This is a genomic window from Thalassovita sp., from assembly GCF_963691685.1.
Classification (GTDB): domain Bacteria; phylum Pseudomonadota; class Alphaproteobacteria; order Rhodobacterales; family Rhodobacteraceae; genus Thalassobius.
The window spans coordinates 1,252,835-1,267,309 of sequence record NZ_OY829290.1 but is presented as its reverse complement, the minus strand read 5'-3'; the positions used below and the strand labels follow the sequence as shown (position 1 = coordinate 1,267,309).

16 protein-coding genes are annotated in these 14,475 nt (G+C 60.3%); 5 read left to right on the top strand and 11 right to left on the bottom strand.

Going from position 1 to position 14,475, the window contains the following annotated elements; genetic code table 11:
- Positions 1–8: 8 nt before the first annotated feature.
- Entirely contained in the window at positions 9–293 is a 285-nt protein-coding gene (locus ACORLH_RS06195; protein ID WP_321831752.1) for a DUF3572 domain-containing protein, read from the bottom strand.
- Between the two features lie 153 nt (positions 294–446).
- On the opposite strand from ACORLH_RS06195, the gene ACORLH_RS06190 reads away from it, so the two are divergent.
- Positions 447–1,922, top strand: coding sequence for a diguanylate cyclase domain-containing protein (locus ACORLH_RS06190; RefSeq protein WP_321831751.1), 1,476 nt, complete (start codon positions 447–449; stop codon positions 1,920–1,922).
- Positions 1,923–2,002: 80 nt separating this feature from the next.
- Here the strand turns inward: ACORLH_RS06190 and ACORLH_RS06185 are convergent, their stop codons facing one another.
- The 4 genes from ACORLH_RS06185 to ACORLH_RS06170 all read right to left on the bottom strand — a co-directional run bounded on the left by ACORLH_RS06185 (position 2,003) and on the right by ACORLH_RS06170 (position 4,079).
- Positions 2,003–2,533 (bottom strand): periplasmic heavy metal sensor, encoded by a 531-nt coding sequence (locus ACORLH_RS06185; protein ID WP_321831750.1) that lies wholly within the window; start codon positions 2,531–2,533, stop codon positions 2,003–2,005.
- A gap of 14 nt (positions 2,534–2,547) precedes the next feature.
- A complete protein-coding gene (locus tag ACORLH_RS06180; protein WP_321831749.1) occupies positions 2,548–2,925 on the bottom strand; it encodes a dihydroorotate dehydrogenase in 378 nt (125 codons plus the stop codon).
- The gene (locus ACORLH_RS06175) at positions 2,918–3,502 is read right to left on the bottom strand and encodes an RNA polymerase sigma factor (protein WP_321831747.1); all 585 of its coding nucleotides are present in this window, start codon (positions 3,500–3,502) and stop codon (positions 2,918–2,920) included. The genes ACORLH_RS06180 and ACORLH_RS06175 overlap by 8 nt, the downstream gene beginning before the upstream one ends.
- A 106-nt stretch (positions 3,503–3,608) precedes the next feature.
- The gene (locus tag ACORLH_RS06170) at positions 3,609–4,079 is read right to left on the bottom strand and encodes an EF-hand domain-containing protein (RefSeq protein ID WP_321831746.1); all 471 of its coding nucleotides are present in this window, start codon (positions 4,077–4,079) and stop codon (positions 3,609–3,611) included.
- A gap of 352 nt (positions 4,080–4,431) precedes the next feature.
- On the opposite strand from ACORLH_RS06170, the gene ACORLH_RS06165 reads away from it, so the two are divergent.
- The gene (locus ACORLH_RS06165) at positions 4,432–4,830 is read left to right on the top strand and encodes a DUF983 domain-containing protein (protein ID WP_321831745.1); all 399 of its coding nucleotides are present in this window, start codon (positions 4,432–4,434) and stop codon (positions 4,828–4,830) included.
- Positions 4,831–4,862: 32 nt separating this feature from the next.
- A complete protein-coding gene (locus ACORLH_RS06160; protein ID WP_321831744.1) occupies positions 4,863–5,561 on the top strand; it encodes an NUDIX hydrolase in 699 nt (232 codons plus the stop codon).
- Here ACORLH_RS06160 and ACORLH_RS06155 read toward each other — a convergent pair.
- The 3 genes from ACORLH_RS06155 to ACORLH_RS06145 form a co-directional block, all read right to left on the bottom strand.
- Positions 5,524–6,366: an EamA family transporter gene (locus tag ACORLH_RS06155; protein WP_321832783.1), complete on the bottom strand. Its 843-nt coding sequence runs from the start codon at positions 6,364–6,366 to the stop codon at positions 5,524–5,526. The genes ACORLH_RS06160 and ACORLH_RS06155 overlap by 38 nt on opposite strands.
- Before the next feature lie 84 nt (positions 6,367–6,450).
- Positions 6,451–6,822 carry a hypothetical protein gene (locus ACORLH_RS06150; RefSeq protein ID WP_321831743.1) on the bottom strand — a complete coding sequence of 124 codons (372 nt, stop codon included), beginning with the start codon at positions 6,820–6,822 and terminating at the stop codon, positions 6,451–6,453.
- A 12-nt stretch (positions 6,823–6,834) separates the two neighbouring features.
- Positions 6,835–7,881, bottom strand: coding sequence for an aldo/keto reductase (locus ACORLH_RS06145; protein WP_321831742.1), 1,047 nt, complete (start codon positions 7,879–7,881; stop codon positions 6,835–6,837).
- Positions 7,882–8,160: 279 nt separating this feature from the next.
- Between ACORLH_RS06145 and metG the strand changes: the two genes are divergently transcribed.
- On the top strand, positions 8,161–9,873 hold the full coding sequence (metG, locus tag ACORLH_RS06140; protein ID WP_321831741.1) for a methionine--tRNA ligase: 1,713 nt from the start codon (positions 8,161–8,163) through the stop codon (positions 9,871–9,873).
- A 212-nt stretch (positions 9,874–10,085) separates the two neighbouring features.
- Positions 10,086–10,868: an alpha/beta hydrolase gene (locus ACORLH_RS06135; protein ID WP_321831739.1), complete on the top strand. Its 783-nt coding sequence runs from the start codon at positions 10,086–10,088 to the stop codon at positions 10,866–10,868.
- On the opposite strand, the gene ACORLH_RS06130 is transcribed toward ACORLH_RS06135, so the two are convergent.
- The 3 genes from ACORLH_RS06130 to ACORLH_RS06120 all read right to left on the bottom strand — a co-directional run bounded on the left by ACORLH_RS06130 (position 10,843) and on the right by ACORLH_RS06120 (position 14,396).
- Entirely contained in the window at positions 10,843–11,355 is a 513-nt protein-coding gene (locus tag ACORLH_RS06130) for an alkylphosphonate utilization protein (RefSeq protein WP_321831737.1), read from the bottom strand. The genes ACORLH_RS06135 and ACORLH_RS06130 overlap by 26 nt on opposite strands.
- A gap of 95 nt (positions 11,356–11,450) precedes the next feature.
- On the bottom strand, positions 11,451–12,824 hold the full coding sequence (locus ACORLH_RS06125) for an aspartate aminotransferase family protein (RefSeq protein WP_321831736.1): 1,374 nt from the start codon (positions 12,822–12,824) through the stop codon (positions 11,451–11,453).
- 78 nt (positions 12,825–12,902) lie between these two features.
- Positions 12,903–14,396, bottom strand: a complete 1,494-nt coding sequence (locus ACORLH_RS06120; RefSeq protein WP_321831735.1) for an NAD-dependent succinate-semialdehyde dehydrogenase — start codon at positions 14,394–14,396, stop codon at positions 12,903–12,905.
- Positions 14,397–14,475: the final 79 nt, after the last annotated feature.

The window sequence follows — 14,475 nt, the reverse complement described above, 5'->3', positions numbered from 1 at the left end:
GTTTTACCTTAGGTCCAGTGGATCTGCGCCCCGCCCGGCAAAGCGGCACGGGCTTGGATCAACGCATCATATGGCCGGTTCAAGGCTTCACTGCAGGCCATGACCCAGGCGTCATCCATCAGCAGAAAATCCAGCACCGACGCCAGAAACTCAGGCGCACCAGCCTGACTGCGCAGATCATCCTGCGACACCCCTGTCGCCCCCATGAACACCGGCAACAGCTCTTCATTGCCGGCCAACCAGCCAAGCGCCTGCAGGGCAAGAGTTTCTGCTGCATCAGGGGTCAACGGCATGGGGGATCCTTTGTTTGAGTGCTCTTTTGCGGTGGGAAGAGTTTCTTAACACTTTTCATGAATAGTGGTGGGGAACAAGGCGCAACCGCTGCTGCGCAGGTGGGGTTTAGGCAAGGCCCGCCCCATGGGACACGAAGGAAGGGACATTATCACATGCCCGGCAAAATACTGGTTGTCGAAGCCATTGCCACCAATCGCATTGTCATTCGCGCGCGTCTGACGTCGGGCCTATTTAACGTGCTGCTGGCGGCCAGCGCACAGGAGGCGATGGAGGTGCTGGACTGCGACGCCTGTGACCTCATCTTGGTGAACTCGATCCTTTATGACATGCCTTTGCGCCGGTTTTGCCGCAAGTTGCAGCAGCGCGAAAATTGCCCGCCGCTGATTATCCTGCAACCCGAAAACAGCGCTGAAAAACGGCGGAAGTTGCTGCACTGGGGGGCGGAGGATGTGCTGCCGCGCCCTATCGGCGATGAACTGCTGTTTGCCCGGCTGCGCGCGGCGATCCGGGACCGGCCAACCCCGGATGAGGTGGCTCTTGCCCGGTCAGCGAGTGAGGTCACGGGGAAAGCAGCGGGGTTGTTTGAAGCGACAGATAGGCCTCCGTTGGATGCGTGGTCACAGGTGCCGACCGCTACGATGATGCTGGGCAACCGCTCTGTCGGGGCGGGCATTCACCGGGAACGGCCGCGTATACAGGTAACCCACCCGGATGCGCATACGGCGGCCCTCTGGAAGCATCAGCTCGCTTTTCACTTGCGGGCGGACCTAACAAAAGATCATCCCGAAAACCTGTTGAATGGCCCCTATCAGGCGAAACCGCCTGACTGCATTGTGCTGCCGATTTGCGATCCAATACCCCGTGAACAATTGCGGTTGCTGACAACCCTGCGCGCCAAGCCGGGCCTGCGCCGGGCGCAGGTGCTGGTTGTTGTGCAACAGGGGCATGAGAACCTGGCGGCTGAGGCACTGGATCTTGGCGCTCAGGACGTCATGCTGCACAGCACAGACGCACAGGAAATGGCGCTGCGCCTAAGCAAACTCAGCCAGCGTAAATGGCGGCAGGACCTTTTGCAGGCCTCGCTGAAGGAAGGCCTGGCCGCCGCCATCACCGATCCGTTAACTGGGGTTTCCAACCGGCGCCATGGAATGCTGCAGCTGGCGGATGTGCTGGCCAACCCGGCGCGCCAGCCGGTGGCGCTGGCCCTGCTGGACATCGATCACTTCAAACAGGTGAATGACTTGCATGGGCATGATGCGGGGGATGCCGTGTTGGTCGAACTGGCGCAGCGATTGCGGGCCGAGGTACCTGACGGTGCCCTGTTGGCCCGCATTGGGGGGGAGGAGTTTTTGATCGCGCTGCCGGCAACGCAAGATCTCCGCGCACAGCGTTTCGCCCGATCACTCTGCCGCGATATCGCAGCGCGGCCCTTTGCCCTGCCGGATGGCGCATCGATACGCGTGACGGTCAGTCTGGGCCTGGCCATGTCCGAGACTACCACCGGTGACGCAGATAAGAGTGATCACACGCGGGATCTGAGCCGATTGATGAAACGGGCTGATCAGGCGCTTTATCGGGCGAAGGCTGCGGGGCGCAATCAGGTCAACCTAAGCCAGTCGGTGGCGTGACCGGTTCCCTTAGTGTTTTCGGCGCCCCAAAGTTTGCCCGATCTTCGCCGTTCCGCAACAAAGGCTGAGACCTGCCGCGATTACTGCGACTTCGGACCTTGAGGTTTCGGTTTCTTATGACGGTGCCGCTTCACCCCGTCTTCGACGCGATCCGCATAGGCTGCGCGTTCCTCGGCGGTGAAGGTTTGCAGCCGGTCCAGCAGCAGCTCATGGCCCAGTTCCGCCCGGCTGATGCCAAAGTCACGCTGCCGCGACAGCACATCTTCCAGTGCGGCCCGGTCGAAATCCTCGGCCCGCAATAGGCGCAGGACCTCCTGGAAATCAGCCCGCAGATCAGCCTTGCTGGGCAGATCGTCACGCTGTTTGCGCAGCTCACGCCAGATGGCGCGGCGATCATCGCTGGACAGCGCGCGCGTATAGGTGCCCGCCACCTCGTCCTGACGCGGCGGTCGTTTGTCACTGTCCGGGCCACCAAAGCGCACAAAGGCGCCGCCCACTGCCCCCGCCACCGCAAGGTTCAGCGCCAGTGAAACAAACAGAACCCCGCGCAGCCAGGGTTTAATCCGGCTGGGTTTCGGGTTCGGTGATGATGTATTCTGCTTTTCAGACATGATTTTCTTTACCCTTACCCTTCGACCAAATCAAATTCGGCCGAGAAGCCGGGCATGGCATCCACCAAATAGGAATCTGTTTCCAGCGCAAAGAACACTGTGGCGCTGTCGCTGACCAGATCCGGCGGGTTGATCCCGATCCAGACGCCGCCAACACAGGCCGTCGCCAGCCCTGCCATGGCGGGCCATCCGCCAAGCGCCGCCAGCGCGGCACGCCAGAAGGGTTCAGATTTGGCCTGCGGTTCCGGTGTGTCGGCCGCCGCCAGTTCCTGCACCGAGAGCGCATCCGACAGCACCCGATCCATCAGATCAAACGACGGCTGCGGCGCCTGCGCGCGGGCCGTGGCAAAAAGATCGTCCAAAGCTGCATCGTCCAAAGAGTGCTTATCCATCGGAGTACCCCAGTTCATCGCGCCACCCGGCCAGAGCCTTGGCAAGCGCCCGTTTTCCCCGTGCGGTCAGACTTTCTACCGCCTCGGTGCTGATGTCCATGATCTCGGCAATCTCAGGATTGCCCAGTCCTTCTATGTGGCGCAAGGTCACCGCCTGCCGCTGCCGTTCTGGCAAGGTGGCAAGCGCCTGATAAAGCGCCGAATTGCGGGCCTGATCCTGCAGACCTTCGGCCGCACTTGCCTGCCCGTCTTCGGGTTCAGGAATGGCGTCGATGGCCAGGCTGGGCTTGCGCCGCAGCCGATCGGTGCAGAGATTGGCAACCACCCGGTAGAGCCAGGTGGTGACTTTGGCCTCACCCTGTCGCCATTGGCTGGCGATTTTCCACAGCCGCATCATCGCCTCTTGGGCCACGTCTTCGGCTTCGGCCCGGTTGCCAAGCATCCGCATCGCCTGCGCAAAAACCCGAGGGGTCATCCGCAGGTTCAACGCCCGCGCCGCCGCCTGATCGCCATTGGCGAACAGCACAAGCAGCGCTTCGTCTGATACATCGCTCATTGTGTCCAGGGCCATATCCATCGTCCGTTCGGCGTAGCGGTTTCAGCGCGGCAAGGCAATCTTGGCCTCACCCAGTGCCGGTGGGCCCCATCAACATGGGTGCGATGGGGCCCCTGCTCGGTACGGATCAGTTTTGATCGCGGCCGCCTTTGCGCTTGCCGAACTTGCCCTTGGCGGCGTCGAACTCTTCCTGCGAGATCATGCCGTCTTCGTTGGTGTCCAGCTTGGCAAACATGTCACCACGGTCGCGCGGCTGCAGTTCTTCCTGGCTGAGGACGCCGTCGCCGTTGGTGTCGCGCTTTTCGATCATCTTGGCGATGCGGCGGGCCATACGTTCGGCTTTTTGGGTTTCAGAACGGGCGGCCAGTTCTTCGGCGCTCAGGCTGCCGTCGCCGTTGGAGTCTGCCTCATTGAAGCGCGCGGTGGCATGGGCCTGCATTTCTGCCTCGGTCAGCTGGCCGTCGCCATTGGTGTCCAGCGTGCTGAACTCGATGCGCGGGCCTTTGCGACCGTCGCGGTCGCCAAAGGCGCTGGCGGAAACAGTTGTGCCCGCAATGGCCAGGATCGTCAGGGTCGACAGGATTACAGTGCGTTTCATCTTTTGCTCTCCAGTTTCTTAACTTGGTCAGTTGTTGTGAACCGGTGTGTCATCCGATTTCTGTAGGCTAATACGCGCCCCGTGGTGGGTTCCGTCGCAGCTGTCGAAAAAACTTTGCCGGCTCACGCTCCTGTGATCGGCGCCCATCGCGACAGGGCGGTCGGCAACATTCAGCGGATCCCCTGCGACGAAACGCACATGAGGCAATCTGCCCATTGATCCCTTGGGTCAGGCATGAAAGATGCAACGCTTAGTCAGATTTTGCGACATCGCGACGCGGCGACCGTTCGTGGGGTTTTTATTGCAATCGAATTGCCCCAGATTTTGCCGATAAGAAATGAGAGTGCCCATTATGACCCAAGTCATGACGCAAGAAGCCCGCCAAGAAGAGCGCCCGGCCAAACCTGCAATCCTGCGAGGCTGGCGGCGTAAATGCCCCAACTGCGGCAATGGCCCGATGCTGAAAAGCTATTTGAAAGTGCGCGACAGCTGCCCGGTGTGCCGTGAGGAGTTCCACCACCACCGCGCCGATGACGGCCCGGCCTATCTGACCATTCTGATCGTGGGCCACCTGCTGGCACCTTTGCTGATGTTCGTATTTGAGACCTGGCGCCCGTCGCCAATGGTGATGATCGAAATCTTCGGTATTGGCACCGTTGTCCTCTCGCTCTACCTTTTGCCCCGACTGAAAGGCGCAATGATCGGCTATCAGTGGGCGCGGCGGATGCATGGATTTGCAAAAGCCGGCTGACCTGCTGAGGTTTGAGGCGAGTTAGGGGAAAGATGGATAAGACGGCAATCCGCAATGCGGCCACAGTGATTGTGCTGCGTGATCGGGACAGTGACCCGCATGTTCTGATGGGCCAGCGTGGCGCCAAGGCGGCGTTTATGCCGAATAAATTTGTCTTCCCCGGCGGCGCAGTTGACGCTGAAGACGCCGAGATTTCGCTGATCACTGACCTGCCAGAGGTCTGCCGGGATCGCATCCGCGAAGATGCAGGTAGCGATCTGTCACATCCTTTGGCGGTGGCCGCCATTCGCGAATTGTGGGAAGAAACCGGGCTGGTTTTGGGTGCGAAATCTGCTTGGGCCGATGCCCCCGCCGATTGGCAGAGCTTTGCCGCGACAGGCTACCGGCCCGCTGCGGATGCGCTGCAGTTTGTGTTTCGCGCCATCACACCGCCGGGTCGTCCACGTCGGTTTGATGCCCGGTTTTTCCTGATTGATGCGGCGGCGATTGCCAGTGATCTGGATGATTTCTCAGCCGCATCTGATGAGCTGTCACATCTGCAATGGATCCCGCTGCCCAAAGTGCGCGAGTTTGATCTGCCCTTCATCACAGAAGTTGTGTTGGCCGAGGTGGCCGGGCGTCTGCACCGGCCTGAGCCCCCGGCCTCGGTCCCGTTTTTCAAAAACGACGATGAGCAGAACCTGTTCCTGCGCCTTAAAGGAACAGGACCAATGTCAGCACGCTTGCCGTAATTAAGGCAATGCCTGCGCCTTCGCGGCGGCTGATCTGTTCTTTGAACACCAGCACCGAAATCAGGATGGAGAAGATGACCTCCACCTGACCAACGGCGAAAACATAGGCCGCATTTTGCAGGGTGAAGGCCAAAAACCACCCCAGTGAGCCGCCCAAACTGGCCAGCCCCATCCAGATGGAGCTGCGCCAACTGGCAAGGACTCGGCCCACTTCCCCCGGCTCGCGCCAGATCAGATAACTGCCGAGCCCGACGCTTTGACTGGCGGTCACCACCATCAGGGAAATCAGCGCCCGCATCAGCGGATCGTCGCTGCCGACCTCCAGCGTGGCGCCCCGGTAACCAACGGCAGATACGGCGAAAAAGGCACCGGACAGCAGTCCCAGCCCTGCGCCTTTGTTCAGAAACCGCTTCAGCCCCGCGCCACCCTCGGGCCGATCGGACAGGACCAGAACCCCCAACAACCCGATCAGGATCGCCATCAGCCCACCGAAGGAGATGCGATCGCCGAGCACCAGAAATCCAACCAGCGCGGTTTGCACCACCTCGGTCTTCTTAAAGGTGATCCCAACAGCAAAGTTGCGATGTTGGAACAGCGCGACCACACACCAGGTCGCAAGGATCTGCGCCATGGCGCCCACCAGCGCAAAGGGCAGGAAACGGTTGCCAAGCGCGGGCCAATCCGCCCCGCTGAAAGAAAGGTATCCCAGTGCGAGAGCGGCGACAAAAGGTGCGGAGAACAAAAACCGCGCCAATGTCGCCCCACCTGCCGAAAGGGTGCCCATCGACAGTGACTTCTGCAACATGAAGCGCAGGGTCTGAAACCCGGCCGCCGCAACGGCGACAAAAATCCAAAGCGTGTTTTCCACAGCGCGTCCTTACGTTCGGGTTTACTCAGGCAAGGCCGGGCAGCGCACCAGATCAAACATGTCGCCACTGGTGAAGACGAACATCAACCGGTCAAAATTAGTCAGTAGCATCAGCCGCTCTTCTTCCCAGGTTTCGCCGGGCAGTGAGCATTCCAGCTTCAGCGACCAGCTGTTTTTCAGCCCAGTCTCCTGAATATTCAGGATCTCACAGCCCCATTCCTGACCGTAGAACCCGTCTACGCCGTAATAATCCGGGCTCTCATCCTCAACATCGCTTTGCTTGGCGCACCAGGCGGAATTCATCGCCCAGCGTCCCTCCCACGCGGGGGGTGCCGCCGCGGCGGCGGCCCCCATTGCGACCAGGCCGGCCGCCAACACAGTTTTCATCAACATCGAATTGGCCCCTTAGAACGGCATCGGATGGGTCTTATGCACCGCATCCAGCCCCGCCATCACCTCATCTGACAGCACCAGTTCAGTGCCCTCAAGAATATGCTGCAGCTGCGCCTCAGTGGTGGCCCCAAAAATGACCGAGCACATGAACGGACGCTGCCGCGCCCAGGCCAGCGCCATGTTGATCAGGTCCAAACCATGTTCATTTGCAAAGGCCTGATAGGCATCCACGGCGGCAAAGGCACGATCCGTTTTGCGCCCCCCCAAATCGCCGTTGATGGCCATTCGCGACCCTTCCGGCAGGGCGCCGCCCTGATATTTGCCAGACAACAGGCCCGCCGCCAGAGGCGAATAACAGATCAGCCCAACGTCTTCGTTCACCGACACCTCGGCCAGATCGGTGTCATACATCCGGCACAGCAGCGAATATTCGTTTTGAATGGTCGCCACCCGTGGCAAACCCAGACGATCCGCGGTGCTGACCCATTGCGTGGTGCCCCAGGCGGATTCATTGGACAGGCCAAAATGGCGAATATTGCCTTTGTCGACTTCGCGCTGCAGCGCGCCCAGCGCATCCTCCATATGGGCGATCGTGTCGTCCTTTTTCTGATGCGACGGATCGAAATGCCAATGTTTGCGGAACATGTAGCTGCCCCGGTTGGGCCAATGAAACTGATAGAGGTCGATGCAATCCGTCTTAAGCCGCTTGAGGGATGCCTCAATCGTTGCCGGGATGGTTTCAGCGGTGATCGCGGCACCGTCACGCACGGCGGCCAGACCTTCACCGGAATGTTTGGTGGCCAGCACAAACTCATCGCGGCGGCTGGGGTTGGCGGCGATCCAGTTGCCGATGATTTCTTCGGTGCGGCCAATGGTTTCTTTCGACACCGGGTTCACCGGATACATCTCTGCGGTGTCCATGAAATTGATGCCATGCGCCAGCGCCATATCGATCTGGCGGTGGCCTTCTGCCTCTGACGTTTGGGTGCCGAAGGTCATTGTTCCCAGGCACATATCCGTCACCATCACCCCGGTGCGGCCCATTTCGTTCTTTTGCATGACGCGTTCCCTCGTCTTAAATACCCACGCTTTAGGCGAACATACTGCGGCAACTGCAACAAACCAGCCCCAGCCGGTGAGAAAGGCGAAAAATGTTAGCGCCAACCTGCAGCCGCCTACTTTTCAATTTGATCGGTGCAATCCCGCCCTTAAGCCCGGAGGACGCAGGCTCAACACCCGCCCTCACCCAGCATGACAGGCAAATCAGCATCTAGCGGTGGCACAGGTCGCGCCCTTGCGCTAAAGGGGGTCTCAACACGTATATCAGGACTTGGGTTTATGGCACGGCATCTGATCACCTCGGCACTTCCCTATATCAATGGGATCAAACACCTCGGTAACCTCGTGGGCTCTCAGCTGCCTGCGGACCTCTTTGCACGCTATCAGCGTGGCCGGGGCCATGAGGTGATGTTCATCTGCGCCACGGACGAACACGGCACCCCCGCCGAACTGGCCGCCGCCAAAGCGGGCCAGGACGTCGCGGGCTACTGCGCTGAGCTGCACGAAAGACAGGCTGAGATCGCGGCGGGTTTCGGCCTTAGCTTTGATCACTTTGGCCGGTCGTCATCTGAGGAAAACAAACAGCTGACCCAGCATTTCGCAGGGGTTCTGGCGGACAAGGGCCTGATCCGCGAAGTTTCTGAAAATCAGATGTATTCCAATGCTGACGGCCGCTACCTGCCGGACCGCTATATTGAGGGCACCTGCCCCAACTGCGGCTTTGACAGCGCCCGGGGTGACCAGTGTGACAACTGCACCAAGCAGCTGGACCCAGTAGATCTGATCAATCCCTATTCCACCATTTCCGGCTCCACCGATCTGGAGATGCGCGCGACCAAACACCTGTACCTGTGCCAGAGCCAGATGAAGGACCAGCTGAACGACTGGATCGACAGCAAAGGGGATTGGCCGGTGCTGACCACCTCCATCGCCAAGAAATGGCTGAATGATGGTGACGGGCTGCAGGACCGTGGCATCACCCGGGATCTGGATTGGGGCGTGCCGGTCAAGCGCGGCGATCAGGATTGGGACGGTATGGAAGGCAAGGTTTTCTACGTCTGGTTCGACGCACCAATTGAATATATCGCCTGTGCGCAGGAATGGGTCGCGGCTGGCAAAGGCAGCGACTGGGAACGCTGGTGGCGCACCGATAAGGGTGCGGAGGATGTGACCTACACCCAGTTCATGGGCAAGGATAACGTACCCTTCCACACCCTGTCGTTCCCCTCGACCATCCTTGGCTCGGGTGAGCCGTGGAAGCTGGTGGATTACATCAAATCCTTCAACTACCTGAACTATGATGGCGGCCAATTCTCCACCTCGCGTGGGCGTGGCGTGTTCCAGGATCAGGCACTGGAAATCCTGCCGGCTGACTACTGGCGCTGGTGGCTCCTGAGCCACGCACCGGAAAGTTCGGACAGTGAGTTCACCTGGGAAAACTTCCAGCAGTCGGTGAATAAGGACCTGGCCGACGTGCTGGGCAATTTTGTCAGCCGTATCACCAAGTTCTGCCGCTCGAAATTCTCCGAGGCCGTGCCGGAAGGTGGCGCATTTGGCGAACAGGAACAGGCGCTGATCGCCGACCTGACTACCAAGGTGCGCGCCTATGAAGGCTTCATGGAAGACAAAGAGGTCCGCAAAGCGGCGCAGGAACTGCGGGCGATCTGGGTTGCGGGGAACGAATACCTGCAGGCCGCGGCCCCTTGGTCGACCTTCAAAACCGATCCCGAACAGGCCGCCGCGCAGGTGCGTCTGGGCCTGAACCTGATCCGTCTTTACGCGGTTCTGTCGGCCCCCTTCATCCCCTTCACCGCCGCCAAAATGCTGGCGGCCATGGGCACCACAGATGACAGCTGGCCCGGTGACGTGGCTGAGGCGCTGAATGCCCTGCCCGCCGGTCATGCCTTCACCGTTCCCGATGTGCTCTTCGCCAAGATCACCGATGAGCAGCGCGAAGAGTGGCAGGAAAAGTTTTCGGGCACCCGCGACTAATCGCTAGTTGCCCAGTAACATCTAAGAAGCCCGCCAAATTGGCGGGCTTTTTCTTTGTGGTCAGCTCACCCCTTAAGCGCGGGTAGGTTTAACCGACCGCACCGCCCTGATGTTATGTCGCATCAGCAATGCACCTTAAAACCATTGGTTTTTGCAATCATCGGTGTAGCATGGTCGGGAATTAATCAACCGAATAAGTTTCTGACCACTCTATGACCCACGCCCCCTATTACTTTTGTCACGGCATTCCCGGTAGCCCGATGGATGCCAAGGCGCTTTGGCCTGATCCGGAAAAAATCCACGCCCCAAATTTGCTAGATGCAGGTGAGATCACCGGACCCGAGGCCTGGATCGCGCAGTTCGATAGATTTGCCACGGCTGACGCACCGGTGCATCTGATCGGGTTTTCCATTGGCGCCATGGTGGCGCTGCACATCGCAGCCGCGCGGCCTGAAAAGGTTGGGCAAATAACCCTGATTTCCGCCGCCGCGCCATTACAGCTTGGCGATTTTCTGCGCCAAATGGCCGGTGCGCCCGTGTTCAAACTGGCCCAAAAACAGGGCCCCGGTCTGGGCCTGCTGACCAAAGCGCAAGGCTCAATGCTGCGCTACACCCCGGAGTTTCTGCTGCGCCAACTGTTTGCCAAGGCCGGCGTGGCCGAAAAGGACTGGGCCGCGCAGCCCGACGCACGGCGGCTGTTGTTGGCCGCCCTGCGCGCCGCCTATCACGACCACCCCAATGCCTATAAAGCGCTGCTGCGCCACTATGTCAGCGACTGGACCGGCGTTTTGGAGGAGGTGAAAGCACCGGTCACCCTATGGCATGGCGATCGTGACACCTGGGCCCCCATCGCCATGGCCGAAGCGTTGCGCAGCGCCCTGCCACATGAGGCGGAAATTCAGCGGGTGCATGGCGGCGGGCATTACAGCACGCTGCAAACCGCCTGTGAGACCCTGTCAGCGCCGCTGTTCAGCTTTTCTTTACAAACTGGGTGAGGATCACAATCCGCTGGCCCTCAACCCGGCCTTCAATATGCGTCTCATTGTCGGCCACCAATGAGATATTGCGCACAGCGGTGCCACGTTTGGCAGTAAAGCCCGCGCCTTTCACTGGCAGGTCCTTGATCAGCACCACCGTATCGCCAGCCGCCAATACCGCGCCGTTGCTGTCACGGTGGATAACGTCAGGCACCTGCTCCAGCCCGGCCTCAGCCCAGGTCAGCACCTCAGGCTCCAGATAGGCGATGTCCAGAAGGTCCCGTGCCCAGGCAGCGGGCAAACGGTTCAAAAACCGCCAGGCCAGCACCTGTACTGCAGGCTCCGTTGACCAGATCGCTTCATTCAGACAACGCCAATGGGGAATATCCTGCAGGTCAGAGGTAAGGCCATCGCGACACGTGGCGCAAAGTTGCACCTCATCTTCGCGCGGCGCAACGGTGATGGTTTCCAACTGTTCGGTGGCTCCGCAAACTGCACAGCTCATTCAACATCCCTCCTAAAACGACGAGGGGCACCCCGCAGGGTGCCCCGGTTGGCCTGCCAATGCCTGTTAAGGCATGGTTTGGCAAGGCAAGACGCTTACCCCAGCACGGCCTTCACCGCGCGGGCCGTGGCCGCAACCACAGTGTCAGCTTCATCCTTGGTCAGGCAGAACGGCGGTGCAAAGCCCAGGATATCTCCCTGCGGCATGGCGCGGGCGATGACCTTATCCTGCTCCAGCAGTTTGGCGGCGATCTGCGGGCCGATTTTGTCTGCGGCATCAAAGAAGGTCCGGCTTTCGCGGTCTTTCACAAATTCCACGGCGCAAAGCATACCTTCACCGCGAATATCCCCAACGTTGGCGTGTTCGCCCAGCGCCTCAGCCATGGATTTGTTCAGGTAGGCCCCAACCTCACCCGCATTGCTGACAAGGTTCAGCTCATCCAGCAGTTTGAGGTTGGCAACACCCGCCGCCGCCCCGATCGGATGCGCCGAGTAGGTCCAGCCGTGACCGATCGGGCCGTTTTCATCGGTACCTTTTTCAAGCACGGCCCAGACCTTATCGCTGACGATGGACCCCGACAGCGGCGCATAGGCCGAGGTCAGGCCTTTGGCGATGGTGATGATGTCAGGCTCAATCCCGTAATGTTCCGAGCCGAACATGCTGCCCAGACGGCCAAAACCGGTGACCACCTCATCGGCAATCAGCAGAATATCGTGTTTCTTCAACACGGCCTGAATGGCCGCCCAGTAGCCTGCGGGCGGCGGTACAATGCCGCCGGTGCCCAGAACCGGCTCGCCGATGAAGGCGGCGATGGTGTCGGCCCCTTCACGCTCGATCAGGGCCTCCAGTTCAGACGCGCAATGGGCCACGAACTGCTCTTCAGACATGTCCAGATCATCGCGGCGGAAGTAATACGGCGCCTCAGTGTGGATCACTTGTTCAACAGGCAGATCAAACTTCTTATGAAACAGCTCCAACCCCGTCAGCGACCCTGTGACCAGACCGGACCCGTGATAGCCGCGCCAGCGCGAGATGATCTTCTTCTTCTCAGGACGGCCCAGGATGTTGTTGTAATACCAGATAAGCTTGACGTTGGTTTCATTCGCGTCAGAACCACCCAGACCAAAATACACCTTCGACATATTGTCCGGCGCACGGTCGAGGATCATCTTCGACAGGGTGATCGAGGCTTCGGTGCCGTGGCCCACGTAGGAATGATAATAGGCCAATTCGCGCGCCTGATCGGCAATGGCTTCGGCGATGTCCTGACGGCCATAGCCGACATTCACGCAGTAGAGGCCCGCAAAAGCATCCAGCAGTTTGTTGCCTTCACGGTCCTCGATGAACACGCCCGATGCGATTTTCACCACGCGGTTGTCCAACTCGCCCCGGGCAAAGGCGCCCAGAGCGGTCGAGGGGTGGAAGAAGTTATCGCGGTCCCATTCCGCCAGCTGATCGTTTTTCAACATCTCAGGTCCTTTCTGCGCCAGCCTGTTGTGTGGCCGGCTCTTGTTTTATCGTTTCGGCGGGCGCGTTGCCCCCATGTTTCATTGGCCAACGCGGGGTTGCCCCCAGTCGCGGCAGAGGTATTTGATCTCGGTAAAGGCCTCCATGCCCTGACGGGCGCCTTCACGGCCCAGCCCCGACTGTTTGGTGCCGCCAAAGGGGATCGGCGCGCCGGTGACCTTGGTGCGATTGACCGCCACCATGCCAAACTGCAGCGCGCGCGAGGTGCGGTAGATCCGGCGGGGATCCTGACTGTGGACATAGGCAACAAGGCCGTATTCGGTGTCATTGGCCTTGGCGATGACCTCTTCTTCGCTGTCAAAGGGCAGGATCGCCGCAACGGGGCCAAAGGTCTCTTCGCGCAGGATCAGGGCATCCTCGGGCACATCCACCAGAACGGTTGCCTGATAGAACAGCGGCCCCAGCGGGTCGCGTTTACCGCCACAGGTCAGACGCGCGCCTTTGGCCAAGGCGTCGGCGACGTGTTCTACCTGCTTGGCCACCGCCTTTTCGTTCATCATTGGGCCGAGGTCAGCGTCCTCCATCCCCGGCGCGAGGGTCAGCGCCTTGGTGGCTTCTGTGAACTTGCCGCAGAATTCAGGATAGATCGCGCGGTCCACATAGATGCGGTTTGCCCCCAGGCAGTCCTGACCGGTGGTGGCAAATTTGGCCTTGATCGTTTCGGCAACGGCGCAGTCCAGATCGGCATCGTCAAAAACGATCACCGGCGCATGGCCCCCCAGTTCCATCACCAGTGTCTTCACGGTCTGCGAGGACTGGCGGTAAAGCAGTTTACCCACCTCCGTGGAACCGGTGAACGACAGGGCGCGGACGCGGGCGTCTTCGGTCCAGGGTTTCACGATGGTGGGCGCATCGCCCGTCACCACGTTGAACACACCGGCGGGGATGCCCGCCCGTTCGGCCAGTTCCGCCAAGGCCAGCGCGCTGAACGGGGTTTCTGCGCAGGGATGGCAGACCGCAGTGCAGCCCGCCGCCAGTGCAGCGGCGGCTTTGCGCGTCAACATGGCTGAGGGGAAATTCCACGGGGTGATCAGCGCGGCAACGCCGACGGGTTCGCGCCACAGCTCAACCTCGGCATCGGGCAGATGGCTGGTCACACCTTCAATGTTGGGGCGTTTGGCCTCTTCGGCGTAGAACTCCACAAACCCCGCGCCATAATCGATCTCCCCCCGGGCTTCGGACAGGGGTTTGCCCTGTTCGATCACCATCAGACGGGCAAGGTCTTCGCGATGTTCCAGCTGCAGCGCGCCCCAGCGGCGCAGGATTGCGGCACGGTCTTGCGGCAGCAGTTGTGACCACGCTGAGAAAGCCGCCTGCGCCGCATCTACGGCACCCGCGGCCCCGGACGCCGATAGGCTGGCAACCTCACCCACAACCGCGCCATCCGCCGAATCGGTTACAGGAAACGTCGCGCCATCAGAGGCGGCGCACCATTTGCCGTTGATGTAAGAAAAGCTGCGCATCAGGGTCTTATCCGTGATGCCCGCAGCGGTGATCAGATCCTTGTGGTCCATTGCCCTGCCTCCATGTCTGGCGGCAAGTCTGGCGCGGGATGGGCAGAGGATTGGACCGAAGTTGCAGGCATTGGCAGAA